The organism is Pseudomonas sp. HTZ2, assembly GCF_033173945.1.
Taxonomy (GTDB): Bacteria; Pseudomonadota; Gammaproteobacteria; order Pseudomonadales; family Pseudomonadaceae; genus Aquipseudomonas; species Aquipseudomonas guariconensis.
The window spans coordinates 3458428-3481413 of the sequence record NZ_CP137332.1 but is presented as its reverse complement, the minus strand read 5'-3'; the positions used below and the strand labels follow the sequence as shown (position 1 = coordinate 3481413).

The window sequence follows — 22986 nt, the reverse complement described above, 5'->3', positions numbered from 1 at the left end:
TCGACGGTCTGTGCTTTGCTGATTGGGGACGATTCAATCGCGGCGCCGGGGGCGCCTTGGGGAGCGGGCATGCTGGACAGGCTGTTTCAACTAAAAGCACACAACACCAACGTGCGCACCGAGATTCTCGCGGGCGTCACCACCTTCCTGGCCATGGCCTACATCCTGTTCGTCAACCCGAGCATCCTCGGCGAGACCGGCATGGACAAGGGCGCGATCTTCGTCGCCACCTGCCTTGCCGCAGCCATCGGCTCGGTGACCATGGGCCTGATCGCCAACTACCCTATCGCCCTGGCACCGGGCATGGGCCTGAACGCGTTCTTCACCTACACCGTGGTCCTGCACATGGGGCACACTTGGCAAGTGGCGCTGGGCGCGGTCTTCCTCTCGGCAGTGCTGTTCTTCCTGTTGTCGATCTTCCGCATCCGCGAATGGATCGTGAACAGCATCCCGCTGCCGCTGCGCTCGGCCATCGCTGCCGGTATCGGCCTGTTCCTGGCGCTGATCGCCCTGCACAACGCCGGCATCGTCGTGGACAACCCGGCCACCCTGGTGGGCCTGGGGGACCTCAAGCAACCTGCACCGATCCTGGCGACCCTGGGCTTCTTCCTGATCGTGGCCCTTGAGGCCATGAAGGTCCGTGGCGCGGTGCTGATCGGCATCCTGGCGGTGACCCTGGCCTCGATCCTGATGGGCGTGACGCCCTTCGGCGGCGTGGTGTCCATGCCGCCATCGCTGGCCCCGACCTTCCTGCAACTGGACATCAAGGGCGCCTTGGACGTCGGCCTGATCAGCGTGATCTTCGCCTTCCTGTTCGTCGACCTGTTCGACAACTCCGGCACATTGATCGGCGTGGCCAAACGCGCCGGCCTGATGGGCAAGGACGGCCACATGCCGAAAATGGGTCGCGCCCTGATCGCCGACAGCACCGCCGCCATGGCCGGCTCGCTGCTGGGCACCTCGACCACCACCAGCTACATCGAATCCGCGGCCGGCGTGAGCGCCGGTGGCCGCACGGGCCTGACCGCAATCGTGGTTGCCATCCTGTTCCTGCTGGCGTTGTTCTTCGCGCCGCTGGCCGGTAGCGTACCGGCCTTCGCCACCGCCCCCGCGCTGCTGTTCGTCGCGGTGCTGATGGCCTCGGGCCTGGCGGAAATAAACTGGGACGACGTCACCGAAGCAGCGCCCGTGGTGGTCACCGCCCTGGCCATGCCGCTGACCTACTCCATCGCCAACGGCATCGCCTTCGGCTTCATCGCCTGGACCGCCATCAAGCTGATCTCCGGTCGCTACCGCGACCTGAACTCGGCATTGGTGATCCTTTCCATCCTGTTCGTCATCAAGCTGGGCTGGTTCAACGCATGAGTGCTGTCTTCGACCCTTCCGCCTATTCCACGCAGCTCGAGGGCAAAGTCGCCCGGCTGCGTGAGCTATTGACGCCGTTCGGCGCGCCGGAGCCCGCCGTCTTCGATTCGCCGCGCGAGCACTACCGCCTGCGCGCCGAGTTTCGCCTGTGGCGCGAAGAGGGCCAGCGCCACTATGCGATGTTCGCCCCAGGCGAAAAACACAAGGCGATCCTGATCGATGACTTCCCCATCGCGAGCGAACGGATCAACGCATTGATGCCACGCCTGAAGGCCGCCTGGCAGGCCAGCGAGGAACTGGGCAACCGACTGTTCCAAGTGGAGTTCCTCACCACGTTGGCCGGCGACGCCATGATCACGATGTGCTATCACCGCCCGCTCGATGACGCCTGGGAAGTCGCTGCTCGGCAATTGTCCGAGGATCTGGGCGTCAGCATCATCGGCCGCTCCAAGGGCAAGCGCTTGGTCATCGGTCGCGACTATGCCGTGGAAAAACTCAACGTGGCCGGCCGCGTGTTCAGCTATCGCCAGCCAGAAGGCGCTTTCACCCAACCCAACGGCGCGGTGAACCAGAAGATGCTGAGCTGGGCTTACGAGGCTATCGGCGAGCGTGACGATGACCTGCTGGAGCTGTATTGCGGCAACGGCAACTTCACCCTGCCGCTGGCCACCCGCGTGCGCCAGGTGCTGGCCACCGAAATCAGCAAGACCTCGGTCAATGCCGCGCTGAGCAACCTGGATGAGAACGCCGTGGAAAATGTGCGCCTGGTGCGCTTGTCGGCCGAAGAGCTGACCCAGGCACTGAACGAGGTGCGCCCGTTCCGTCGTCTTGAAGGCATCGACCTGAAAAGCTACGACTTCGGCACCGTGTTCGTCGACCCGCCGCGCGCCGGCATGGACCCGGACACCTGCGAGCTGACTCGCCGCTTCGAGCGGATCCTGTACATCTCGTGCAACCCCGAGACGCTGGCAGCCAACATCGCCCAGTTGCAGGACACTCACCGCATCGAGCGCTGCGCGCTGTTCGACCAGTTCCCTTACACCCACCACATGGAAAGCGGCGTACTGCTGGTTCGGCGTTGAGTTTCGGGGCCTGGGGCTGCACTGCAGCCCCAGAGTTCGCTCAGAAGTCGAAGAACACCGTCTCCCCTTCCCCCTGAATACGGATATCGAAACGATACGCCGTCTTCCCGTCCACCTCGCAACGCCGAGCGATCAGCGTCTCGCGCCGTTGCGGCTGCTCGATCAGGTTGAGCACCGGGCACTGGACATTGGCCTGGGCCTCATCGTCGAAATACAACCGGGTGTGCAGGTGGATGTTGATCCCCCGCGCGAACAGGCTGAGGTTGATGTGCGGCGCCATGGGCACCCCGGCGGCATTGTTCACCACGCCTGGCTTGACCGTGTGCAGGGTCCACTCACCGGCATCGAAGGTGGTGGCGGTACGGCCAAAGCTGTTGAAGGCGTTCTCGTGGTGGTACTGGTCCTGGTATTCACCGTTGGCATCGGCCTGCCAGAACTCCAGAAACGAGTCGCGCACCAGGTGCCCATTGCCGTCGTACACATGACCGAACAACAGGATGTGCTCACCTGGCGCGTCAGGCTTGGCCAGGCGATTCCAGATTTCCTGGTCGCGGGTAGGGTTGCCGGCCGCTTCCAGGGCCAGGCCAATGTGCACATAGGGGCCGGCGGTCTGAGAAGGGGTTTCCGGCAGCAGTTCGATAGGCATGACGGGGTCCTCAGCAGTTTTCGAAGTGGGTCTTGCGCTGGCCGCGCAGCACGATGTCGAAGCGATACGCCAGGCAGTCCATGGGGTTGGCGTTGCTCATGTCGAGCTTGGCGATCAGGCGCTGCACCGCGTCGGGGTTGGCGATCGACTTGACGATCGGGCACAGCGGGATCAGCGGGTCGCCTTCGAAGTACAGCTGGGTGATCAAGCGGGTGGCGATCGACGGGCCACTGACCGACACGTGGATGTGCGCCGGGCGCCAGTCGTTGGGGCCATTGCGCCACGGATAAGGCCCTGGCTTGATGGTGCGAAAACTGTAGTAGCCGTCACGGTCGGTCAGGCTGCGGCCGACACCACCGAAGTTCGGGTCCAGCGGCGCCAGGTAGCGGTCATTCTTGTGCCGGTAACGGCCACCGGCGTTGGCTTGCCACATCTCAACCAAGGTATTGGGCACCGGCTGGCCGTACTGGTCGACCACCCGGCCTGCGACGATGATGCGCTCACCGATCGGCAGACCGCCGTGGTTGAAGTTGAGCAACAGATCGTTGTCGTGAGGGCCGAAGCCCAGGTGGGAAAAGTCCGGCCCGGTGCTTTCGCTGATCGACTGCGGGATGCTGACCAGCGCCTGGCGTGGCGAGCGGGCCACGGAGGTTTTGTAGTCAGGCGTGAGGGCTTTGGGGTGCCAGTTGCGATCACGGATCACGAAGCGGCTGGTGTCCTGGGCGGGCATGCCGTGTTCCTCTCTTGGAATTGTCGGGCACCTGTGCGTGGCAGGTGGACATGCAGTTTCAGATAGGTCACCGGGCATGAACATTGAAAACAACGTGACCTTACATAACCAAATGGTTATGCATCTACAGATTGGCTGACACCCGAAACAGCCCTGAACTAATCTTTGTGCTCATGTTTCAGGCTCCGGAGAACATTACATGGAATGGCGAAAAGGCCGACGCAGCGACAATGTGGTCGATGCCCGAGGTGAAGGCGGTGGCGGCGGCATGCGTTTTGGCGGTGGCAAAGGGCTGGGGCTGGGCGCCATCCTGCTGATCGTCGGCATCGGCTGGATCACAGGGCAAGACCCGCTGCAGATCCTCGGCCAACTCGCCGGCCAGATGGAGCAGCAGCAACAGGCGCCGTCGGGCGCGGGTGGCAAGGCGCCACCGGCCAACGACGAGCAGGCCGAGTTCGTCGCCTCGATCCTGGGCGACACCGAGGACACCTGGAAGGCCTTGTTCGCCCAGGCCGGCAAGCAGTACCGCGATCCCAAACTGGTGCTGTTCAGTGGCCAGGTGAATTCCGCCTGTGGTTTCGCCTCCTCGGCGGTCGGGCCGTTCTACTGTCCGGCAGACCAGCGGGTGTATCTGGACATGACCTTCTTCCGCGAGATGGAAACCCGTTTTGCCGCCGCCGGTGACTTCGCCCAGGCTTATGTGATCGCCCACGAGATCGGCCATCACGTGCAGACCTTGCTGGGCGTCTCGGCCAAGGTCGACGCGGCGCGGCGCAACGGCCAACGCATGGAAGGCGACAACGGCCTGCTGGTGCGCCAGGAATTGCAGGCCGACTGCCTGGCAGGCGTCTGGGCCTACCAGGCGCAAAAGCGCCTGAACTGGCTCGAACCTGGCGATGTGGAAGAAGCCCTGAATGCCGCCAACGCCATCGGCGACGACCGCCTCCAGCAGCAGGGCCAGGGCCGTGTGGTGCCAGACTCCTTCACCCATGGCACCTCGCAGCAGCGGGTGCGCTGGTTCAAGACCGGCTTCTCCAGCGGGGACGTGAACCGCTGCGATACCTTCGGCTCACGCAGCCTCTGACAGACAGGGCCGCCCTGCGGCCCCCTCTCAGGCTTCGCCCTTTCCCACGAACTTCCAGCCATCTTCACCGCTGTAGAAGCTGCCAAAGCCTTCGATAGGCTGCGACGTCGCCGCCTGCCATCTCCAAAACGCAAACGTTTTCAGTAGGTTACAAATCTGCTGAAAAAGCGTTTCAGCTTCGCTCGATCTTGCCGATAACCCCTGGCATGAATCAGCGGGCGCCGATAACAACAATGCCCAGCGATTGGAGATCAAGCGAGCGAAATCAATTTTCTGGAGAGCGTGCCATGAACGGCTGGTTTGCCAATATCAGCGTCAACCTCAAACTCGGATTGGGCTTCGGCCTGGTCCTGCTTCTGACCGGCCTTCTGGCCCTGACCGGCTGGACCAGCCTGGGCAGCCTGATCGACCGCAGCAACTGGATGAGCGACATCACCAAGCTCAACAGTGACCTGACCAACCTTCGCGTGGCGCGCCTGCAGTACATGCTGACCAACGGCGACGACACCTCGGCCGCCAACGTGCTGGACAAGCTCGATGCTTTCGGTGCCCAGCAACAGCATCTGGTCAATACCTTCAAAAGCCCAGAAAACCTCAAGCTGCTGCGCGAGCAGGGCGAGACCATCGCCAAGTACCGGGTCTCGCTGGAGAAGATGCGCAAGGCCTACAAAACCGGCCTCGCCGCGCGAGAAGCCCTGAACCAGAACGCCCGCCAGGCCAGCGAGGCGCTCGCCGCCATCGAGGCCGTCAGCCGCGACGCGTTGGCGCGCACTTCCGGCGACACAGCCACCCTGCAGCAGTTCCTGGCCATCAGCCAGGCCAAGGAACAGCTCGTCCAGCTGCGCCTGGACGTGCGCAGCTATATCGCGGACCTCACCAGCGATGCCGAACAGACCGTCACCCGTCAGGTTGAAAAAACCTTAGTGGAGATCGACAACCTCAAGCGCCACCTGCCTGGGGAGACCGCCCGAATCCAGGCGTTCGAGTCGGCCATGAGCGGCTACCGCGATGCACTGCGTCAGTTCCGCGATGCCAACGCCGAAGTCGGCGTGGCCCGTGCGGAAATGACCGTAGAAGGCGCCGATATCGTCAAACGCAGCGACCAGCTGTACCAGATCCAACTGGACCGTCGCGACAGCGAAAGCGCCCAGGCCCGCAGCCTGCAGACCATCGCTACCTTGCTGGCCCTGCTGGTCGGCGTGCTGGCAGCATTCCTCATTACCCGCCAGATCACCCGCCCCCTGCGCGAGACCTTGGACGTGGTGGAAAAAATCGCCAATGGCGATCTGACCCAGAACCTGCGTGTCACTCGCCGCGATGAACTCGGCGCGCTGCAGCAAGGTATCGCGCGCATGGGCACGACCCTGCGCGAGTTGATCACCGGCATCCGCGATGGCGTCACCCAAATCGCCAGCGCTGCCGAGGAACTGTCGGCGGTGACCGAGCAGACCAGCGCCGGCGCCAACAGCCAGAAAGTCGAGACCGACCAGGTGGCCACCGCCATGCACGAAATGGCGGCCACCGTACAGGAAGTGGCACGCAACGCCGAGCAAGCCTCCCATGCCGCGACTGGCGCCGATCAAGAAGCCCGCGCAGGTGATCGCGTGGTAGGCGAGGCGATCAACCAGATCGAACGCCTGGCCTCGGAAGTGCACCGTTCCACCGAAGCCATGAGCCTGCTGCAGCAGGAAAGCCAGAAGATCGGCAGCGTCATGGACGTGATCAAATCGGTGGCCGAGCAGACCAACCTGCTGGCGCTGAACGCCGCCATTGAAGCCGCACGCGCCGGGGAAGCCGGCCGCGGTTTTGCGGTGGTAGCCGATGAAGTCCGCGGCCTGGCCCAGCGTACCCAGCAGTCCACCGAGGAAATCGAAGGGCTGGTGGCAAGCCTGCAAAATGGCACCCAGCAGGTGGCTGATGTGATGAACGACAGCCGCAGCCTGACCGACAGCAGCGTTGAGCTGGCGCGCAAGGCTGGCGCTTCGCTTGAGAACATCACCCGTACGGTGTCGAACATTCAGTCGATGAACCAACAGATCGCCGCCGCCGCCGAGCAGCAGAGTGCCGTGGCCGAAGAAATCAGCCGCAGCATCCTGAATGTGCGTGATGTGTCGGAGCAGACCGCTACCGCGAGTGACGAGACCGCCGCCTCGAGTGTCGAGCTGGCGCGCCTGGGCGGACATCTGCAGACACTGGTCAGCCAGTTCCGCGTCTGACCTGAGATTCATAGAGCCTCTTCGCGGGTGAGCCCACTTCCACAGAAGCAGCGGTGTCGTTAGAACAGCGCACCCTGTGGGAGCGGGTTTACCCGCGAATGCGTCAGGCCAGGCAATCTTGCATGACCTGACGCACCATCGGCTTACTTGACGATCATCCCTACCCCTCGCCCACGCGGGTCAGAGGCAGTCTCGAGCTTCTCGCCGGTCACCCGGATCGCCTGGATGTCGCCCATCTCCCAGCCTTGGTCCTCCAGCACATAACCCATTTTCTTCAGCTCATCGGCCACCTGGCCAGTCAGTGGCGCATAGCTGTCGAAATAGATGGTGTCCTTGGGCAGCAGTTGGTGATGCACGCGCTGCGCCGCCACGGCTTTTTCAAGCGGCATGTCGTAGTCGTACAGGTTGTTCATCACCTGGAAGATCGAGGTGAAGATCCGCGAACCACCGGGTGTGCCGAGCACAAGCGCCACCTTGTCGTCACGGGTCACCAGGCTGGGACTCATCGACGACAGCATGCGTTTGCCCGGCTCGATGGCATTGGCATCGCCGCCTACCACGCCGAAGGCGTTGGCTGCGCCCGGCTTGGCGCTGAAGTCGTCCATTTCGTCGTTGAGCAAGAAGCCCGCGCCCTTGACCACCACGCCGCTGCCGTAATCGAGGTTCAGGGTGTAGGTGTTGCTCACCGCATTGCCCTGCTTGTCCACGATGGAGAAGTGCGTGGTCTGGTGCGGCTCCAGGCCCGGCTTGACCTTGTCGGTGTCGGAGATGGCGTTTGGGTTGACCTGGACGGCGCGCTTGGCGAGGTAGTCCTTGGCGATCAACTGGTCGACCGGCACCTTGGTGAAAGCCGGGTCACCCAGATAGTCGGCACGGTCGGCGAACACACGCTTCTCGATCTCCGAAAGCAGGTGGATGTACTTGGCCGAGTTGTGCGCCACACCCTTGAAGTCCGCCGCGCGGTCTTCTTTGATGCCCAGCAACTGGGCCAGGGCCACGCCTCCAGAGCTTGGTGGCGGTGCGGTGTAGACAACATTGCCACGCCAGCTGATCGCCATTGGCTGACGCCACACGGCTTTGTAGTCCTTGAGGTCGGCCTTGGTGATCAGGCCTTTATCGGCCTGCATCTGCGCCACCAGCAAGTCGGCGGTCTTGCCCTGGTAGAACTCGCTGACGCCCTTGTCGGCGATTCGCTCCAAGGTCTGGGCGAGCTCAGGCTGCTTGAACAGCTCACCTACCTTCATGTTGCCGAAGTAGTCGTTGAAGTTGGTGGCGGTCTTGAACATGCCTTGGGCATCGTTGCGGTACTGGTACTGCTTCTGGGCGACCTTGAAACCGTTCTTGGCATAGCCGATGGCGGGGGTCAGCAGTTCGCTCCAGGGCAGCTTGCCGAACTTCTTGTGGGCCTCCCAAAGCCCCATCACCGTACCTGGCACACCAGCGGCTCGGGCTCCGACCAGGCTGAGGTTCTCGATGACCTCGCCTTTTTCGTCGAGGTACATGTTGCGACTGGCCGCCTTGGGCGCCACTTCGCGGTAATCGAGGAAATACGGCTTGCCATCGACGAACAGGGTCATGAAGCCGCCGCCACCGATGTTGCCGGCTTCAGGGTAGGTCACCGCCAGGGTGAAGGCCGTGGCCACGGCGGCATCCACTGCATTACCGCCCTTCTTCAGAATGTCGGCGGCCACCTGTGCGCCATATTGATCGGGCGCGGCCACCGCGCCACCCTCCAGGGTGACCGCAAAGGCGGACGAACAGCTCAGGATCGCGGCCCCGAGGGCCATGGACTGGAACATGACGATACGCATGCGCACTTCCTTGGTGTTGTTTTTGTTGATCAGTCATTAAGGCCGAAGCCGTTCGACTAAGCAAACACCCGGGGAAGATTGCGCCGCCCCTGCACAGGTCCTGTCGTGTTCAGGCAACTCAGCAGGCGTACATCGCCAGCTTCTTCTGAATGAAATCCAGGAAGCATTGGATACGCAGGGCCAACTGGGTATTGCGGTAGTACACCGCATGGATTGGCTGGCGATAACCGTTATTGAACTCGCCCAGCACCACCTGCAAGCGGCCGGTGCGGATGTCCTCATGGGTCATGAAGTGCGAGAGGCTGACAATGCCCTCTCCCGCCAAGGCCAGCTGACGCAAGGTTTCGCCGCTGGAGGCAATCAGACTAGGACGGATCTGCCAGTAATCACCTTGGGCATGGCGCAGCGGCCAGCGATTGAGCGACTCCGGCTGGCTGAAACCGAGCAGGGAATGCGCGTTCAGGTCCTCGACCTTTTCTGGCGTGCCATGGCGCGCCAGGTACTCGGGGCTCGCCAGCACTTGGATCGGGCTGCACCCCAGGGCGCGAGCATGCAGGCTGGAGTCAGCAAGGTCGCCGATGCGGATGGCAACGTCGGTGCTTTGCTCGAGCAGGTCGATGATCAGATCGTCCGTGTTGAGTTCCAGCTCGATGCCAGGGTACTGGCGACGAAACTCACCAATCCACGGCAGGATGGCATGCAGCATGAACGGCGCCGCGGCATTGATGCGCAGACGCCCGGAAGGCGTCTGGTTATGCATCGACAGGTGCTCTTCCATGTCGTCCATTTGCTCGAGGATCTGCCGCGAACGCTCCAGAAAAAAGCGCCCTTCCTCGGTCAGGTCCATGCGCCGGGTGGTGCGGTTGACCAACGTGGTGCCGAGCTTACCCTCGAGCCGTGACAACGTGCGGCTGACTGCCGACGGCGTCTGGCCGATCTGCTCGGCAGCGGCGGAAATCGAGCCGCAGTCGATCACAGCGACGAATACCTGGAGCTCTTCGGATCGGGTTTTCACGTATCAGGCCTGTATCGGAGAATGCCGTGATTGATAGCGGGTGACAGAGATTCATGCAAGGCGCCCATCGCAGTCCAGGGCTGCTTCCGACGCACGTGGAGAGCGCTGACCGAGCCTGCGAGGGGCTGCACCACAGCCTTAGCCCTTCACTGGGCCTTGCCGAACACCTTGTCCAGATGGGCTTCATAGGCTGCCACCGCCGCCGGCACATCCGGACGCTTCATCACGTCCACTGCCAGGAAAGTCGGCAGGCCGGTCATGCCCAGGAACTGGTTGGCCTTGTGGAACGGGAAATACACCGCATCCACACCTTTGCCCTCGAAGAAGTCGCTCGGGTCGTCGAAGGCTTGCTGCGGGGCATTCCAGGTGAGCGAAAGCATGTACTGCTTGCCCTGGATCAGACCGCCGCTGCCGTACTTCTGCGAGGCGTCGGAGCGGGTGCGGCCATCGTTGGCGTACAGGCTGCCGTGGCCTGCGGTGAAGACTTCATCGATGTACTGCTTGACGGTCCACGGCGCGCCCATCCACCAGCCGGGCATCTGCCAGATCACGACATCAGCCCAGAGAAACTTGTCGACTTCTTCCTGAACGTCGTAGCCACCATCGATGAAGGTCTGCTTCACGTCGAAACCTGCGCGGTCCAGATGGGCCAGGGCAACCTCGTGCAGGGTCGTGTTGAGACGACCGTCGGAATGGGCGAAGCGTTTGCCGCCGTTGAGCAGAAGAATCTTTTTCATGGGAGCCTCCGATAAGGGGACCCGAGGCTGTCGGCCACCGGTCACGTCAAGTTCGATGGCGGCAGATTAGGCATCCGGGAAGCTGAGAAAAAGCGCTCGATCGGCAAAATACATTTGCGCTCGAATCACGAATTGAACACACATTATTGCTTTAAAATTCTTCCCATCTTTTAACCCACGAGGCCAGTCCATGACCGAGCAATACGCGTTCATTCTCAAAGCTAAGACCCGCCCGGAAAAAGCCGAGGCTTTCGAGCGGTTGTTCCGCGCCTATGTCGAACCGAGCCGCCAGGAGCCGGGCTGCATCGAGTACCACATGCTGCGCGACAAGCAGGATCCCAGCCTGTTCGTGTTCTATGAGGTCTGGGCCAGCAAGGCCGACCTGGATGTGCATTCGGCCCTGCCGCACATGCGCGAATTTTTCGAACAGCGCATGGAGTACCTGGAGCGCGATTTCGACATCCAGCTGATCGAGATGCTCAGCCCTTCCTCGACTAGCCGTTGAGCAGCAGGTGCCCGCCCAGCAGCGCCAGGCCGATGAAGAAACAGCGCTTGAACACCTGCGCGCTGATGCGCTGACGCAACCACTGGCCGCCAAGCATCCCCAACAGGGCGGGCACCAACATCAACAGTGATGCGCCAAGCGTCTGTCCGCCGAGGGCATCCTGACCGGCCAGGCCCAAGGCCAGCGCCAGCGTGGACACCGTGAACGACAGGCCCAGGGCCTGGACCATCTCGTCACGCGACAAGCCCAGGCTTTGCAGGTAAGGCACCGCCGGCATCACGAACACGCCCGTCGCCGCCGTCACCAGGCCGGTCACCAGGCCGCACAACGGTCCCAGCCACACTTCCCATGCGGGCCGCACCTTCATCGTTGGCCCCGACAGCCCATATACGGCATACAGCAGCAACGCCCCACCCAGCGCATGAGCGGCCCAAGGTCCACTGTCGATACCCAGCCAGGCACTGCCGATCAGGGTGCCGGCCAGAATCATCAGCAACAACGGGCCCAGGCGACGCAGCAATCCACGCAAATGCCCCCCAGAGGCCAACTGCCAGAGGTTGGTGACGGTGGAAGGAAGGATCAGCAGTGCGGCAGCCTGCGACGGTGCCATAGCCAGACCGAGCAGGCCCATGGCGATGGTCGGAAGGCCCAGGCCAATCACTCCCTTGACCGCACCGGCCAGCAAAAAGGTCATCGCCACCAGCAACCACAGTGCCGGGCCCATATCCTGATAAAACGCCAAGAAAGTCTTCATGGCGCCAGAATGACGTCTCGGCGCCTGGCTGAAAATCTGCCATATACTCAGCCAGACTATTGCCAGGACAGAGGCTGATGCATTTCGACCTGACCGACCTCCAGCTGTTTCGCCACACCGCCGAGTGCGGCAACATCACCGCAGGCGCGCGTCGCAGCCACCTGTCGCTGCCTGCCGCCAGCGCCCGCATCCGCGCCATGGAAGCCTCGCTCGGCATCGCACTGCTGGAGCGCAATCGCCGTGGCGTACTGCCCACACCCGCCGGCCAGGCCCTGTTGCAGCATGCCCGGCTGATCAGCCAGCAGGTCGAACGCCTGCAATACGATCTGGCCCAGTACGCCCAAGGCCAATATGGCCAGGTGCGCCTGTTGTGCAACACCGCCGCGCTGACCGAATACCTACCCGAGCTGCTGGCCGCCTATCTGTGTAGCCATCCCGGTGTCAGCGTCGATGTTCAGGAAATGCCAAGTCTGCGCATCGTGCAATCGATCACCCAGGGCATGGCCGACCTGGGCATCATCTCTACCGCCGCACCCAACGAGCACCTGCAGACTCGTCCCTTTCGCGACGACCCGCTGGTACTGGCGATGCCCATCGCTCATCCCCTGATCGAGCAGGCCGCGCCGACTTTCATCGATAGCCTTGCCCACGGCCATGTCGGGCTGGGTGCCAACAGCGCCCTGGCCCTGCATCTGGAGGAACAAGCCCTGCGGGAAGGGCGGCGCATGCAGGTACGGGTGCGGGCAGAAGGATTCGACGGGGTGATTCGCATGGTTGCCGGCGGCGCCGGGGTAGCGGTGGTGCCGTTGGCATCGGTGCGACGCTGGGAAGGGGTATTGCCACTGCGCTGGATCGCATTGCCCGAGCCTTGGGCCAACCGTCGACTGTTACTGTGCGCCCGGGATTTCGGAGCGTTGCCAGGGTATGCCGCCGCTTTGGTGAAACAACTGGAGGACAGCTGAAACCCGCGCAGGCTGCAACCCCATCACCCCCACCGCGAAATCGAGACTCAACCTACAACCAACCCGGCACGGTCCTGGCGCGCCTGGCCCGGCATCTACGTTAAAACCCTGAGCGAACGCGATCTTTCGTTTCCACGGGATGCCTTCATGAATCGACACGACAATCGCCTGTGTTCCAGTGACGATCTGGAGCGCCTGCTGCAGACGTTCGCACAGCGATATATCCGCAAGACATTCATCTCGCGCTTCATGCATGAAGCGAAGAAAAAACCCGAACAGCTGCACGCCCGGGTTTGCCATAGCCCTGAGCAGCTGTTCCATGGCGGCCTCAGAGGCTCCCCGCAATGCTTGCCTGCCACAGGTGAATTCCTGACATTGGAGAATACGGGCTTCAAGGTCGGTACCTGGGAGCACTGCGAGGCGGACCTTCTGGTTTGCTTCGGCGGCCTGGTCATTGCGCAGGGAGGTGCCTGGTTCTGGGCACGCAGCGAACCGACAAGGCAACGACCGGGCAACGAATACCACGGCATGCCGCACCGTTGAAGGTCATCAACGTCCCCCCTTGCCGCCCACCTGGCTCATTCCTCACAATCGGGTCATGTCGCGCCATGAAAGGGAGTTCAACGTGCCGTCGATCTATCAACTCAAACCCCGTTTCCAGGCCCTGTTGCGCCCTGGCGTAAAGCGCCTGTACGCGCGCGGCGTCACCGCCAATCAAGTCACCGTGGCAGCCGCATTGGTGTCGGTACTGCTGGGCCTGTTGCTGGCCTGGCAGCACGATGTGACCGGGCTGTTCATCCTGGTGCCGGTGTGGATGCTGCTGCGCATGGCCCTCAATGCCGTCGACGGCATGCTGGCGCGGGAGTTCGGCCAGCAATCGAAGCTTGGGGCTTACCTCAACGAGCTGTGCGACGTGGTCGCCGATGCGGCGCTGTACCTACCATTCGCCCTGTTGCCGGGGGTATCACCGGCGCTGGTGGTGCTGGTGGTCGTGAGCGCGGTCATCAGCGAGTACGCCGGCGTGATGGGGCCGCTGGCGGGGGCTTCGCGGCGATACGACGGGCCCATGGGCAAGAGCGACCGGGCCTTCGCCTTTGGTGTGCTGGGCACCGGGATCGCTTTCGGGGTGCTGAGCGCAGCATGGATCGACGGCCTGCTGCTGGTCATCCTCGCACTCTCGCTCTATACCCTCTACAACCGGGTTCGCCAAGGCCTGGCCGAAACTCGCTGACCTCTTCGCCGCCGGACAAGGACCTTCGCCATGCGCCAAGCGCAATCGCTGCACTTCTGCACCCATGATGGCGTCGAGCTGCATTACCGCTATTGGCCCGCCACCCGTAACGAATACCAGCCACGCCGGGCGGTGGTGATGTACCACCGCGGCCACGAACACGGCGGGCGCATGGCCCATTTGGCCGATGAGCTGGACATGCCCGGCTACGACTTTTTCGCCTGGGACGCCCGGGGCCATGGCCAGTCACCCGGAGCACGTGGCGACAGCCCAGGCTTTGCCACCAGCGTGCGGGACGTGCAGACCTTCATCGAGCATGTCCGCGACAGCCATGGCATCGCCGAGGCGGACATGGTGGTACTGGCCCAGAGCGTGGGGGCGGTGCTGGTGGCGACCTGGGCCCATGACTACGCGCCGAAAGTGCGCTGCCTTGTGCTGGCCTCGCCGGCCTTCAAGGTCAAGCTTTACGTGCCGTTCGCTCGCCCAGGCCTGAAGCTGCTCAAGGCATTGCGCGGCAATTTCTTCGTCAACAGCTACGTCAAGCCACGCTTGCTGACCCACGACCCGGAGCGGGTCATGTCCTACTTGGCCGACCCGCTGATCAGCCGGCCGATCTCGGTGACCATGCTGCTGGGCCTGTATGAAGCGGCCGACCGAGTGGTCGCCGATGCCCAGGCGATCCAGGTGCCGACCCAGATGCTGGTGTCCGGCGCCGACCTTGTGGTCGAACGCAAGCCCCAGGAGCGCTTCTTCGAGCGTCTGGGCAGTGCGCGCAAAGAGATGCATGTTTTGCCGGGCTTTTTCCACGACCCCCTCGGCGAGCGCGACCGGGCCCACGCCCTGGTGCGGATCCAGCGCTTCGTTGCGCACTGCTTCGACAGGCCCTTACCGGTGCCCTCGCTGCTCGATGCCGACAAGAGCGGCGCCAGCTGCGCTGAAGCCGAAAGCCTGGCCGCGCCGCTACCTCGCAACTCGCCCCGCGACCTTTACTGGCGGGCCACCCGTGCCGGACTGCGCTTGGGCAAGGGCTTCTCGGAAGGGGTGAAGCTGGGCTTCGACACCGGCTTCGATTCGGGCAGTACCCTGGACTACGTGTATCGCAACCAGCCCAGCGGCAAAGGCAAGCTGGGCGAACTGATCGACCGGAACTATCTCAACGCCATCGGCTGGCGCGGCATCCGCCAGCGCAAGCTGCATGTGGAGGAACTGCTGCGCGAAGCCATCCGCCGCCTGCGCGAGCAGCAGCGCCCGGTACACATCGTCGACATCGCGGCAGGCCACGGTCGTTACATCCTCGAAGCGCTGCAGGAGCAGATGCCCGACTCGATCCTGCTGCGCGACTACAGCGAGCTGAACGTCCAGCAAGGCAGCGCCTTGATTGCCGAGAAGGGCCTGACCGAGGTGGCCCGCTTCGTCCAAGGCGATGCCTTCGACCGCCAGAGCCTGGCCAGTCTCGATCCGCACCCGACCCTGGCAGTGGTGTCTGGCCTGTATGAGCTGTTCGCCAGCAATGACCTGGTGGGCAGTTCCCTGGCGGGCCTGGCCGATGCTGTTCAGCCGGGCGGCTATCTTGTGTACACCGGCCAGCCCTGGCACCCGCAACTGGAGATGATCGCCCGTGCCCTCACCAGCCACCGCGATGGCCAGGCCTGGGTAATGCGTCGGCGCAGCCAGGCGGAGATGGACCAGTTGGTGGAGGCGGCAGGCTTTCGCAAGGTCGCTCAGCGCATCGATGAGTGGGGCATTTTCAGTGTCAGCCTGGCGCAACGGGTGGATTGATGACGCGCGAACCCGGCTTGATCCGCCGAGGCGTGCTCTGGCTGTTGCTGCTGGGGCCGTTCTTCTTTCTCAGCTATGGGCTGGTCAACAACCACACCGCTACCCGCGACGACGTCGGCAGCCTGGTGTTCGGCTGGGAAGGGCAAACGCCACTATGGCCGTGGACGATCGTGCCCTACTGGTCGATCGACCTGCTGTACGGGTTGTCCTTCCTGTTGCCGACCACCCGCCGGGAGATGGACCGCCACGCCCTGGCCCTGCTGACCGCGCAAGTGATCAGCGTCGGCTGCTTCTTGCTGTGGCCACTGCGCTTTACCTTCGAACGCCCAGCGCTGGACGGCCTGTTCGGTTGGCTGTTCGATGTGCTGATGGGGTTCGACAAGCCCTTCAACCAGGCCCCGTCACTGCACATCGCGCTGTTGGTGATCATCTGGACAATGTTTGCCCGTCATGTTCATCGCCAGCCTTGGCGCGGGCTGATGCATGGCTGGATGGCTTTGATCGGGGTATCGGTGCTGACCACCTGGCAGCATCATTTCATCGATCTGCCCACCGGGGCACTGGCGGGGCTGGTATGCGTCTGGCTGTGGCCGAGGGAGGGCGAGCTGCCGCTGCGGGCAGCACGCCTGGCCCGTGATCCTCGACGTTGGCGGCTTGCCCTGTATTACGGGGGCGGCGCGCTGTTGTGCGCGGTGCTGGCGCTGCAGTTGGCGGGCGCCTGGCTATGGCTGCTGTGGCCGGCGGTTTCGCTGCTGATGGTGGCGCTGAACTATGCCGTGTTCGGTGCCGGTGGATTCCAGAAAGGCGCGGATGGACGGCTATCCAATGCCGCCACTGGGTTGCTGGCGCCCTATTTGTTAGGGGCCTGGATCAACTCGCGGCTCTGGACCCGCAAACGGCCACAGGCCGATGAGGTGTGCGATGGGGTATTTCTGGGGCGCATTCCCGGAGCCGGCGAGGCCTCCTCATTCAATGCCGCGCTGGACCTGACGGCTGAACTGCCGTGCTATGCCTGTGCCGGCGCTTTCGCGGGTAAACCCGCAAATGGGCCAGGCCAGACAATGCAGATGCCCGCACATTACACCTGCCTGCCCACCCTGGACCTGATCGTCCCGGATGCCAGCTTGCTCAGACAGGCCGCCGAGGCCATCGAATGCCTGCGTCAGCAGGGCCCGGTCCTGGTCTGCTGCGCCCTGGGCTACTCCCGCAGCGCCAGCGCGGTGGCCGCCTGGCTGGTGCACAGTGGCCGTTGCGCCAACGTTACCCAGGCCGAAGCGCTGATCCGCAAAGCCCGACCCTCTGTCGTGTTACATCCAGGCCATCGCATGGCACTCGAACAGCTGGAGGCCCAGCCATGAACCTGCATCTGGTGGCCAGCCTGCTGGGCCGTGGTCGACAGCTCGAATGCTTGTCCGATGGCATCACCCTGTTGGCCCTGGCCTACGGCCTGGCCCCCCTGGTGACACACCTGCCCCCGCTGGCCAGTGCGGTGTGCGCGGTGTTGCTGGGGCTGGGGCTGCTGCACAAGTACTGGGCAATCCGCGTAGCCTTGGACGCCGCGCTGTTCGCCCGGCTCGCCAGCAGCGCAGACCTCACCGCCGACACCCAAGCCTTGGATCGCGCCCTGTTTGACTTGAACCTCAAGCCCCACGCCCACGACGCACGCGACTGGCCCTCGCGCAGCCAGGGCGCACTAGCCCTGCTGCGACGCCAGGCGCTGTGCCTCGCCGCGCAAGTCGTGCTAGCCCTGACTACCCTGCTGATACTCTCTTTCACCGGATAACCACCGCGCCATGTTCGCCGCCTTGACCGCCTTTGCCATCACCTCTGCCGCACGCCTGATCACCGGTGCCCGGGCTCTCTGGCTCGGCTGCACGCCGCACCCCAGGCAACGCCTGTATTTTGCCAACCACAGCAGCCATGGCGACTTCGTGCTGCTCTGGGCCTCGCTGCCCGAACCACTGCGCCGCCGTACACGCCCGGTCGCCGGGGCCGACTATTGGGCCAAGCCGGGCATCCGGGAGTTTCTGATCCGTAACGTGTTCGACGCCGTACTGATCGACCGCCAGCGTGGCGAGTCCAACGACAACCCACTGCAACCGGTGCTCGATGCCTTGGGCCAAGGCGATTCGCTGATCTTCTTCCCTGAAGGCACCCGCAATCTCAGCGATGAGCCACTGCTGCCGTTCAAGAGCGGCCTGTTCCACCTGGCCTCGGCCAACCCTGATATCGAGCTGGTGCCAGTGTGGATCGCCAACCTCAACCGCGTCATGCCCAAGGGCCGCGCCCTGCCCTTGCCGCTGCTGTGCACCTTGAGCTTCGGCGAACCCCTGCACCTGCTGCCTGACGAGAGCAAGCAGGCCTTTCTCGAGCGGGCCCGCCAGGCCCTGCTGAACCTGGCCCCGAAGGATGCCTGAGATGGACGACAACACCCTTTCCCTGTTCGCCGGCATCGGCGCCCTGCTCCTGCTCGCCAGCGTGATCGGCCGTCTACTCAAATGGCGCGCCGGCCCCGCGCCGCACGCAGTGATCGACAACCTCAACGCCCGCATCAACGCCTGGTGGGTGATGGTGCTGGTGATCGGCATCGCTTTCGTGTTCGGCAAGTACGGCGTGATCGCACTGTTCTACTTCGTCTCGTTCTATGCCCTGCGCGAGTTCATGACCCTCACGCCCACCCGGCGCAGCGATTACCCGGCGTTGGTGGCGGCGTTCTACGTGGCGCTGCCGGTGCAGTACCTGTTGATCGCCATGGACTGGTACGGTTTGTTCAGCATCTTCATCCCGGTGTACCTGTTTCTGTTCCTGCCGATCCTGGCGAGCTTCGGTGGCGACACCACGCGCTTTCTCGAGCGCGCTTCCAAGGTGCAGTGGGGGCTGATGATCGCGGTGTACTGCCTGTCCTCGGTGCCGGCATTGATGACCTTGGACATTCCCGGTTATGAAGGCCGCAACCTGTTGCTGATCGCTTGGCTGATCCTTGTGGTGCAGATCAGCGATGTGTTGCAGTACGTCTGCGGCAAGCTGTTCGGCAAACGCAAGGTGGCGCCTAACCTGTCGCCCTCCAAGACCGTCGAAGGACTGGCCGGCGGCGTAGCTTTGGCCACCCTGGTGGGCGCCTTGCTGTGCTGGATCACCCCGTTCAACTTCTGGCAGGCAGCGCTGATGGCGCTGACCGTCAATGCCATGGGTTTCTTTGGCGGGCTGGTGATGTCGGCGATCAAGCGCGACCGCGGGGTGAAGGACTGGGGACACATGATCGAAGGCCACGGCGGCATGCTGGACCGCATGGACTCGGTGTGCTTCGCGGCGCCGGTGTTCTTCCACTTCGTACGGTACTGGTGGGCCTAGAAAAATACCCCCAGGGGGTATTCAGAACTGCGGCCTGGGCTTGCCGAATCGCCAAGCCTGCGATGGGCCGCAACGCAGCCCACACTGGTTACTTGAGGTAAGAGCGCAGCAGCGAGGCCACCTTGTCGGCCTCCTCCTGGCGCTGCTCGGCACTCAGGTCATCGGCCACCAGATGCTCGCGGATGTGCCCTTCCATCACCTCGGCCATCAACCCATTCACCGCACCTCGTACGGCGGCGATCTGCTGCAGGATCGCCAAGCAGTCCTTGTCCTGCTCCAACGCGCTTTCCAGGGCTGCGGCTTGGCCCTTGATCTTGCGCACACGGGTCAGCAGTTGCTTCTTGCTCTTGATGGTATGTGCCATAGGGTTCTGCATCACTCTAGGTATACTGGGGTATAGTATATTTCGCCTATCTACCGGAGCATGATAAACCATGGTTGCGCAAACCTCAGACAAGTGGCTGCACAGCCATCAGTTCCATACCGGCAACCTCGGCGCCGAGCGCAAGACACGCCTGGCCGTGTGGCTCACGGCGGTGATGATGGTGGCGGAGATCGCCGGCGGCTGGTACTTCAACTCCATGGCGCTGCTGGCCGACGGCTGGCACATGAGCTCCCATGCCCTGGCCCTGGGGCTCTCACTGCTGGCGTACGCTGCCGCACGGCGCTACGCCCGCGACCGTCGCTTCGCCTTCGGCACTTGGAAGATCGAGATCCTCGGCGGCTACTCCAGCGCTTTGCTTCTGCTGGGCGTAGCCGGGCTCATGGCCTTCCAGTCGGTCGAGCGGCTGCTGACACCTGGGCCGATTCACTATGACCAAGCCATCACCCTTGCGGCACTCGGGCTTGCCGTGAACCTCGCCTGTGCCTGGCTGCTGCGCGACGATCACCATCACGATCACCACCATGGCCATCATCATGATCACCACCACCACCACCACCACCACCACCATGACCTGAACCTGCGATCGGCCTACCTGCACGTGATGGCCGACGCCGCGACCTCGGTGCTGGCGATCATTGCCCTGCTGTCCGGCAAGTTCTGGGGCGCCGGCTGGCTCGACCCGGTGATGGGCCTGGTGGGAGCGGTGCTGGTGGCGGTGTGGGCCAAAGGCCTGCTGCGTGACACCGGGCGGGTATTGCTGGACGCCGAGATGGACGCGCCCGTGGTCCAGGAGATCCGCGACGCCGTGGCGCAACTGTCGGTACCGGCCACCCTCACCGACTTGCACGTGTGGCGTGTCGGCAAGGACCAGTACGCCTGCATTCTCAGCCTGGCGGCGACGGGCTGTCTTAGCGCCGACACCGTACGCCAGGCACTGGCGGTCCATGAAGAACTGGCGCACATCACGGTCGAAGTCAACGCAATGGCCAACGCCTGAGGGTGATTGCTATGGTGTGCCCTCAGGAGGCGCACCATGACCGACCCACAACTGCTCGCTGCCCAGCAACTGCTTGCCCAGCACCTTGGCGACGCCTTGCAGGCCATCCACCTGTACGGCTCGGCCGTGGCCGGTGGATTGAGGCCGCACAGCGATCTCGACCTGCTGGTGACTGTGTCCCGACCGCTGTCCGACGCCACACGCCAGGGGTTGATGCGCGCGCTGCTGGATGTTTCCGCACCACCGGGAGCAGACCCCAACCTGCGCGCCCTGGAGGTGACGCTGTTGGTACGCGACGACATCCATCCCTGGCGCTATCCGGCCCGCCGCGAGCTGCAATTCGGTGAGTGGCTGCGAGCATCGCTGCTGGCAGGCGAGGTCGAACCTGCCCAGCTCGACCCGGACCTGGCCATTCTGCTGACCAAGGCCCGCCAGCACAGCCTTTGCCTGGTGGGCGAAGCGGCTGCGAGCTGGTTCGACCCGGTGCCGCCCGCCGACCTGAAACAAGCCTTTGCCGACACCCTGGCCCAATGGAACACGCCCGAGGACTGGACCGGCGACGAGCACACCGTGGTGCTCGCCCTGGCGCGCATCTGGTACAGCCTGGCGACGGGGTCGATCGCAGCCAAGGATGTAGCCGCCCAGTGGTTGCTGGAGCGTTTGCCAGACGCGCACCAACCGGTGCTGGCCAACGCGCGCGCCGCCTACCTGGGTACCGCGCCGGACCTGCTCGCCCAATGGCCGGAACAGGTCAACGCCTTCGTTCTTCATTGCAAGTCGCATATGCCCACATAGCGCATCCAGACACCTGGACGTCGAGCCCAGGCAACTCCAGCGCCAGCGCAGGCCCTATGGTGACGTGTCATTCAGCCACTTACCTGGGAACCTGCCATGTCCGACTTCATTACCGTCCTGCGCGAAACCTGCCCGACCCCGGCCCTGAACGCCACCCCGTGGAAGCGCATCGGCGGCAACCCGCAGACCGTCAACCTGAACGCCTATCTCTCTGCCGATGGCAGCAAGATCATGGGCACCTGGATCTGCACTCCCGGCAAGTTCGAGATCAACTACGAGAAGTGGGAGTTCTGCCACTTCCTCGAAGGCTACGTGATCATCACGCCGGAAGGTGAAGAGCCCAAGCACCTGAAGGCAGGCGACGTGTTCATCATCGAGCCAGGTCTCAAAGGCACCTGGGAAGTGGTCGAGACCGTGCGCAAGTACTTCGTCTTCGCCTGATGCCAAAGCCCTTTCGCAGGGCTTTGAATGGCGCAGCCAGGTCAACACGGCGCGTCCCTGTGGGAACGGGTTTACCCGCGCCCACAGACTGCACCACACCTGAAAAATCGAGCACGAAAAAAATCGCGAGGCAGGTGCCCTTCCCTCTGGTGCGCAGTTACAGAGGGAAGGCCACCTGGCCCGCGATAAAATTCACCTCGCTCGTCAATCCTTCTTGCGATAACTCTCGACGATCGCCGAAAAGTCCTTGCCGCCCTCGCCACGCAGGCTCATGGCCTGATAAAGCTGCTGCGCCACGGCGCCGAGGATCACCGGCTGGTGCGCCAGACGCGCAGCCTCGGTGGCCAGCCCCAGGTCCTTGAGCATCAGCTCGGCGCCAAAGCCGCCGGTGTAGCCGCGCGAAGCCGGGGCGGTCTCGATGATGCCTGGCCAGGGGTTGTAGGTATCCGAACTCCAGCAACGCCCGGTGGAGCTGTTGATGATGCCGGCCAGCACCTTGGTGTCGATGCCCAGCGCATTGCCCAGGGCCATGGCTTCGGACACACCGATCATCGAGATACCCAGCAGGAGGTTGTTGCAGATCTTGGCGATCTGTCCGGTACCCACCTCGCCGCAGTGCACGATGTTGCGCCCCATCTGTTCCAGCACCGGCTTGAGCGTGGCGAACAGCTCGGCGCTGGCACCGACCATGAAGGTCAAGGTACCCGCTGCCGCGCCACCGGTACCACCGGACACCGGCGCATCGCCCATGTCCACGCCCTTGGCCGCTGCGGCTTTGGACACTTCGCGGGCGGTCTGCGGATCGATGGTGCTGCAGTCCACGGTCGGTGTGCCCGGCCGTACACCCGCCAGCACGCCATCGTCACCCAGATAGACACTGCGCACGTGGGCCGCCGCCGGCAGCATGGTGATCACCAGATCACTGCTGGCCGCCGCCTCCTTCGGCGAGGCGCTGACCTGCCCGCCCAGTTCGGCGAGCTCGGCCAGCACGGTCTTGTTCAGGTCGAACAGGTTCAGTTGATGCCCGGCCTTGATCAGGTTTCGGGCCATGGGCGCGCCCATGTTGCCCAGGCCGATGAATGCGATACGCATGACGAACT

Annotated in this window: 24 protein-coding genes and 1 pseudogene; 17 read left to right on the top strand and 8 right to left on the bottom strand. The window is 63.5% G+C overall.

Translation table 11 applies throughout. The features are described 5' to 3' along the window. The first annotated feature begins 69 nt into the window (after window positions 1–69). Together R6G97_RS16125 and trmA are read left to right on the top strand one after the other, a co-directional pair. Entirely contained in the window at window positions 70–1365 is a 1296-nt protein-coding gene (locus R6G97_RS16125; protein WP_043208412.1) for an NCS2 family permease, read from the top strand. Beyond that, complete coding sequence (trmA, locus tag R6G97_RS16120; protein WP_317847226.1) at window positions 1362–2447, top strand: tRNA (uridine(54)-C5)-methyltransferase TrmA; 1086 nt, start codon at window positions 1362–1364, stop codon at window positions 2445–2447. The genes R6G97_RS16125 and trmA overlap by 4 nt, the downstream gene beginning before the upstream one ends. Before the next feature lie 40 nt (window positions 2448–2487). Here the strand turns inward: trmA and pcaG are convergent, their stop codons facing one another. After that, entirely contained in the window at window positions 2488–3093 is a 606-nt protein-coding gene (gene pcaG / locus R6G97_RS16115; RefSeq protein ID WP_090345144.1) for a protocatechuate 3,4-dioxygenase subunit alpha, read from the bottom strand. Between the two features lie 10 nt (window positions 3094–3103). After that, a complete protein-coding gene (gene pcaH, locus R6G97_RS16110; protein WP_070576805.1) occupies window positions 3104–3823 on the bottom strand; it encodes a protocatechuate 3,4-dioxygenase subunit beta in 720 nt (239 codons plus the stop codon). A gap of 199 nt (window positions 3824–4022) precedes the next feature. On the opposite strand from pcaH, the gene ypfJ reads away from it, so the two are divergent. From ypfJ to R6G97_RS24995, 3 genes and pseudogenes are all read left to right on the top strand, one after another. Beyond that, entirely contained in the window at window positions 4023–4907 is an 885-nt protein-coding gene (gene ypfJ / locus R6G97_RS16105) for a KPN_02809 family neutral zinc metallopeptidase (RefSeq protein WP_090345142.1), read from the top strand. Window positions 4908–5113: 206 nt separating this feature from the next. Beyond that, window positions 5114–6268: pseudogene (locus R6G97_RS25000) on the top strand (methyl-accepting chemotaxis protein); the annotation flags it as partial. Beyond that, a complete protein-coding gene (locus R6G97_RS24995) occupies window positions 6260–7123 on the top strand; it encodes a methyl-accepting chemotaxis protein (protein ID WP_371906718.1) in 864 nt (287 codons plus the stop codon). The pseudogene R6G97_RS25000 and the gene R6G97_RS24995, both read left to right, overlap by 9 nt. Before the next feature lie 143 nt (window positions 7124–7266). Here the strand turns inward: R6G97_RS24995 and ggt are convergent, their stop codons facing one another. From ggt to R6G97_RS16085, 3 genes are all read right to left on the bottom strand, one after another. Beyond that, entirely contained in the window at window positions 7267–8934 is a 1668-nt protein-coding gene (gene ggt / locus R6G97_RS16095) for a gamma-glutamyltransferase (RefSeq protein WP_317847225.1), read from the bottom strand. 118 nt (window positions 8935–9052) lie between these two features. Next, the gene (locus tag R6G97_RS16090) at window positions 9053–9949 is read right to left on the bottom strand and encodes a LysR family transcriptional regulator (protein ID WP_043208400.1); all 897 of its coding nucleotides are present in this window, start codon (window positions 9947–9949) and stop codon (window positions 9053–9055) included. Between the two features lie 146 nt (window positions 9950–10095). Beyond that, complete coding sequence (locus R6G97_RS16085) at window positions 10096–10686, bottom strand: NAD(P)H-dependent oxidoreductase (RefSeq protein WP_043208399.1); 591 nt, start codon at window positions 10684–10686, stop codon at window positions 10096–10098. 190 nt (window positions 10687–10876) lie between these two features. On the opposite strand from R6G97_RS16085, the gene R6G97_RS16080 reads away from it, so the two are divergent. After that, entirely contained in the window at window positions 10877–11191 is a 315-nt protein-coding gene (locus tag R6G97_RS16080; RefSeq protein ID WP_182941792.1) for a putative quinol monooxygenase, read from the top strand. Here the strand turns inward: R6G97_RS16080 and R6G97_RS16075 are convergent. After that, window positions 11181–11945 (bottom strand): sulfite exporter TauE/SafE family protein, encoded by a 765-nt coding sequence (locus tag R6G97_RS16075; protein WP_043208394.1) that lies wholly within the window; start codon window positions 11943–11945, stop codon window positions 11181–11183. The genes R6G97_RS16080 and R6G97_RS16075 overlap by 11 nt on opposite strands. Before the next feature lie 77 nt (window positions 11946–12022). Here R6G97_RS16075 and R6G97_RS16070 point away from each other — a divergent pair, with 77 nt between their 5' ends. The 8 genes from R6G97_RS16070 (at window position 12023) to R6G97_RS16035 (ending at window position 19268) form a co-directional block, all read left to right on the top strand. Continuing rightward, window positions 12023–12907 carry a LysR substrate-binding domain-containing protein gene (locus R6G97_RS16070; protein WP_317847224.1) on the top strand — a complete coding sequence of 295 codons (885 nt, stop codon included), beginning with the start codon at window positions 12023–12025 and terminating at the stop codon, window positions 12905–12907. A 147-nt stretch (window positions 12908–13054) separates the two neighbouring features. Beyond that, a complete protein-coding gene (locus tag R6G97_RS16065) occupies window positions 13055–13450 on the top strand; it encodes a hypothetical protein (protein WP_317847223.1) in 396 nt (131 codons plus the stop codon). An 82-nt stretch (window positions 13451–13532) separates the two neighbouring features. Further along, window positions 13533–14138, top strand: a complete 606-nt coding sequence (locus R6G97_RS16060) for a CDP-alcohol phosphatidyltransferase family protein (protein ID WP_090345315.1) — start codon at window positions 13533–13535, stop codon at window positions 14136–14138. 30 nt (window positions 14139–14168) lie between these two features. Beyond that, window positions 14169–15917, top strand: coding sequence for a bifunctional alpha/beta hydrolase/class I SAM-dependent methyltransferase (locus tag R6G97_RS16055; protein ID WP_317847222.1), 1749 nt, complete (start codon window positions 14169–14171; stop codon window positions 15915–15917). Beyond that, a complete protein-coding gene (locus tag R6G97_RS16050) occupies window positions 15917–17275 on the top strand; it encodes a phosphatase PAP2/dual specificity phosphatase family protein (protein WP_043208385.1) in 1359 nt (452 codons plus the stop codon). Before R6G97_RS16055 ends, R6G97_RS16050 begins: the two co-directional genes overlap by 1 nt. After that, entirely contained in the window at window positions 17272–17700 is a 429-nt protein-coding gene (locus R6G97_RS16045; protein ID WP_253131253.1) for a hypothetical protein, read from the top strand. Before R6G97_RS16050 ends, R6G97_RS16045 begins: the two co-directional genes overlap by 4 nt. Before the next feature lie 10 nt (window positions 17701–17710). Continuing rightward, window positions 17711–18334, top strand: coding sequence for a lysophospholipid acyltransferase family protein (locus R6G97_RS16040; RefSeq protein ID WP_043208380.1), 624 nt, complete (start codon window positions 17711–17713; stop codon window positions 18332–18334). 1 nt (window position 18335) lies between these two features. Then, window positions 18336–19268 carry a phosphatidate cytidylyltransferase gene (locus R6G97_RS16035; protein WP_102081189.1) on the top strand — a complete coding sequence of 311 codons (933 nt, stop codon included), beginning with the start codon at window positions 18336–18338 and terminating at the stop codon, window positions 19266–19268. 88 nt (window positions 19269–19356) lie between these two features. Here the strand turns inward: R6G97_RS16035 and R6G97_RS16030 are convergent, their stop codons facing one another. Next, on the bottom strand, window positions 19357–19632 hold the full coding sequence (locus R6G97_RS16030; RefSeq protein WP_043208377.1) for a metal/formaldehyde-sensitive transcriptional repressor: 276 nt from the start codon (window positions 19630–19632) through the stop codon (window positions 19357–19359). A gap of 70 nt (window positions 19633–19702) precedes the next feature. Here R6G97_RS16030 and dmeF point away from each other — a divergent pair, with 70 nt between their 5' ends. From dmeF to R6G97_RS16015, 3 genes are all read left to right on the top strand, one after another. Further along, window positions 19703–20650 carry a CDF family Co(II)/Ni(II) efflux transporter DmeF gene (gene dmeF / locus R6G97_RS16025; RefSeq protein WP_317847220.1) on the top strand — a complete coding sequence of 316 codons (948 nt, stop codon included), beginning with the start codon at window positions 19703–19705 and terminating at the stop codon, window positions 20648–20650. A gap of 36 nt (window positions 20651–20686) precedes the next feature. Further along, window positions 20687–21445: an aminoglycoside adenylyltransferase family protein gene (locus tag R6G97_RS16020; RefSeq protein WP_090345119.1), complete on the top strand. Its 759-nt coding sequence runs from the start codon at window positions 20687–20689 to the stop codon at window positions 21443–21445. Between the two features lie 96 nt (window positions 21446–21541). Further along, window positions 21542–21886: a cupin domain-containing protein gene (locus tag R6G97_RS16015; protein WP_043215260.1), complete on the top strand. Its 345-nt coding sequence runs from the start codon at window positions 21542–21544 to the stop codon at window positions 21884–21886. Window positions 21887–22090: 204 nt separating this feature from the next. On the opposite strand, the gene mmsB is transcribed toward R6G97_RS16015, so the two are convergent. Then, window positions 22091–22978, bottom strand: a complete 888-nt coding sequence (gene mmsB / locus R6G97_RS16010; protein WP_043215258.1) for a 3-hydroxyisobutyrate dehydrogenase — start codon at window positions 22976–22978, stop codon at window positions 22091–22093. Window positions 22979–22986: the final 8 nt, after the last annotated feature.

Coding starts and splice junctions, on each gene's coding strand:
- R6G97_RS16125 (WP_043208412.1), top strand. CDS start 70: ATGCTGGACAGGCTGTTTCAACTAAAAGCACACAACACCAACGTGCGC.
- trmA (WP_317847226.1), top strand. CDS start 1,362: ATGAGTGCTGTCTTCGACCCTTCCGCCTATTCCACGCAGCTCGAGGGC.
- pcaG (WP_090345144.1), bottom strand. CDS start 3,093: ATGCCTATCGAACTGCTGCCGGAAACCCCTTCTCAGACCGCCGGCCCC.
- pcaH (WP_070576805.1), bottom strand. CDS start 3,823: ATGCCCGCCCAGGACACCAGCCGCTTCGTGATCCGTGATCGCAACTGG.
- ypfJ (WP_090345142.1), top strand. CDS start 4,023: ATGGAATGGCGAAAAGGCCGACGCAGCGACAATGTGGTCGATGCCCGA.
- R6G97_RS24995 (WP_371906718.1), top strand. CDS start 6,260: ATGGGCACGACCCTGCGCGAGTTGATCACCGGCATCCGCGATGGCGTC.
- ggt (WP_317847225.1), bottom strand. CDS start 8,934: ATGCGTATCGTCATGTTCCAGTCCATGGCCCTCGGGGCCGCGATCCTG.
- R6G97_RS16085 (WP_043208399.1), bottom strand. CDS start 10,686: ATGAAAAAGATTCTTCTGCTCAACGGCGGCAAACGCTTCGCCCATTCC.
- R6G97_RS16080 (WP_182941792.1), top strand. CDS start 10,877: ATGACCGAGCAATACGCGTTCATTCTCAAAGCTAAGACCCGCCCGGAA.
- R6G97_RS16075 (WP_043208394.1), bottom strand. CDS start 11,945: ATGAAGACTTTCTTGGCGTTTTATCAGGATATGGGCCCGGCACTGTGG.
- R6G97_RS16070 (WP_317847224.1), top strand. CDS start 12,023: ATGCATTTCGACCTGACCGACCTCCAGCTGTTTCGCCACACCGCCGAG.
- R6G97_RS16065 (WP_317847223.1), top strand. CDS start 13,055: ATGAATCGACACGACAATCGCCTGTGTTCCAGTGACGATCTGGAGCGC.
- R6G97_RS16055 (WP_317847222.1), top strand. CDS start 14,169: ATGCGCCAAGCGCAATCGCTGCACTTCTGCACCCATGATGGCGTCGAG.
- R6G97_RS16050 (WP_043208385.1), top strand. CDS start 15,917: ATGACGCGCGAACCCGGCTTGATCCGCCGAGGCGTGCTCTGGCTGTTG.
- R6G97_RS16045 (WP_253131253.1), top strand. CDS start 17,272: ATGAACCTGCATCTGGTGGCCAGCCTGCTGGGCCGTGGTCGACAGCTC.
- R6G97_RS16040 (WP_043208380.1), top strand. CDS start 17,711: ATGTTCGCCGCCTTGACCGCCTTTGCCATCACCTCTGCCGCACGCCTG.
- R6G97_RS16035 (WP_102081189.1), top strand. CDS start 18,336: ATGGACGACAACACCCTTTCCCTGTTCGCCGGCATCGGCGCCCTGCTC.
- R6G97_RS16030 (WP_043208377.1), bottom strand. CDS start 19,632: ATGGCACATACCATCAAGAGCAAGAAGCAACTGCTGACCCGTGTGCGC.
- dmeF (WP_317847220.1), top strand. CDS start 19,703: ATGGTTGCGCAAACCTCAGACAAGTGGCTGCACAGCCATCAGTTCCAT.
- R6G97_RS16020 (WP_090345119.1), top strand. CDS start 20,687: ATGACCGACCCACAACTGCTCGCTGCCCAGCAACTGCTTGCCCAGCAC.
- R6G97_RS16015 (WP_043215260.1), top strand. CDS start 21,542: ATGTCCGACTTCATTACCGTCCTGCGCGAAACCTGCCCGACCCCGGCC.
- mmsB (WP_043215258.1), bottom strand. CDS start 22,978: ATGCGTATCGCATTCATCGGCCTGGGCAACATGGGCGCGCCCATGGCC.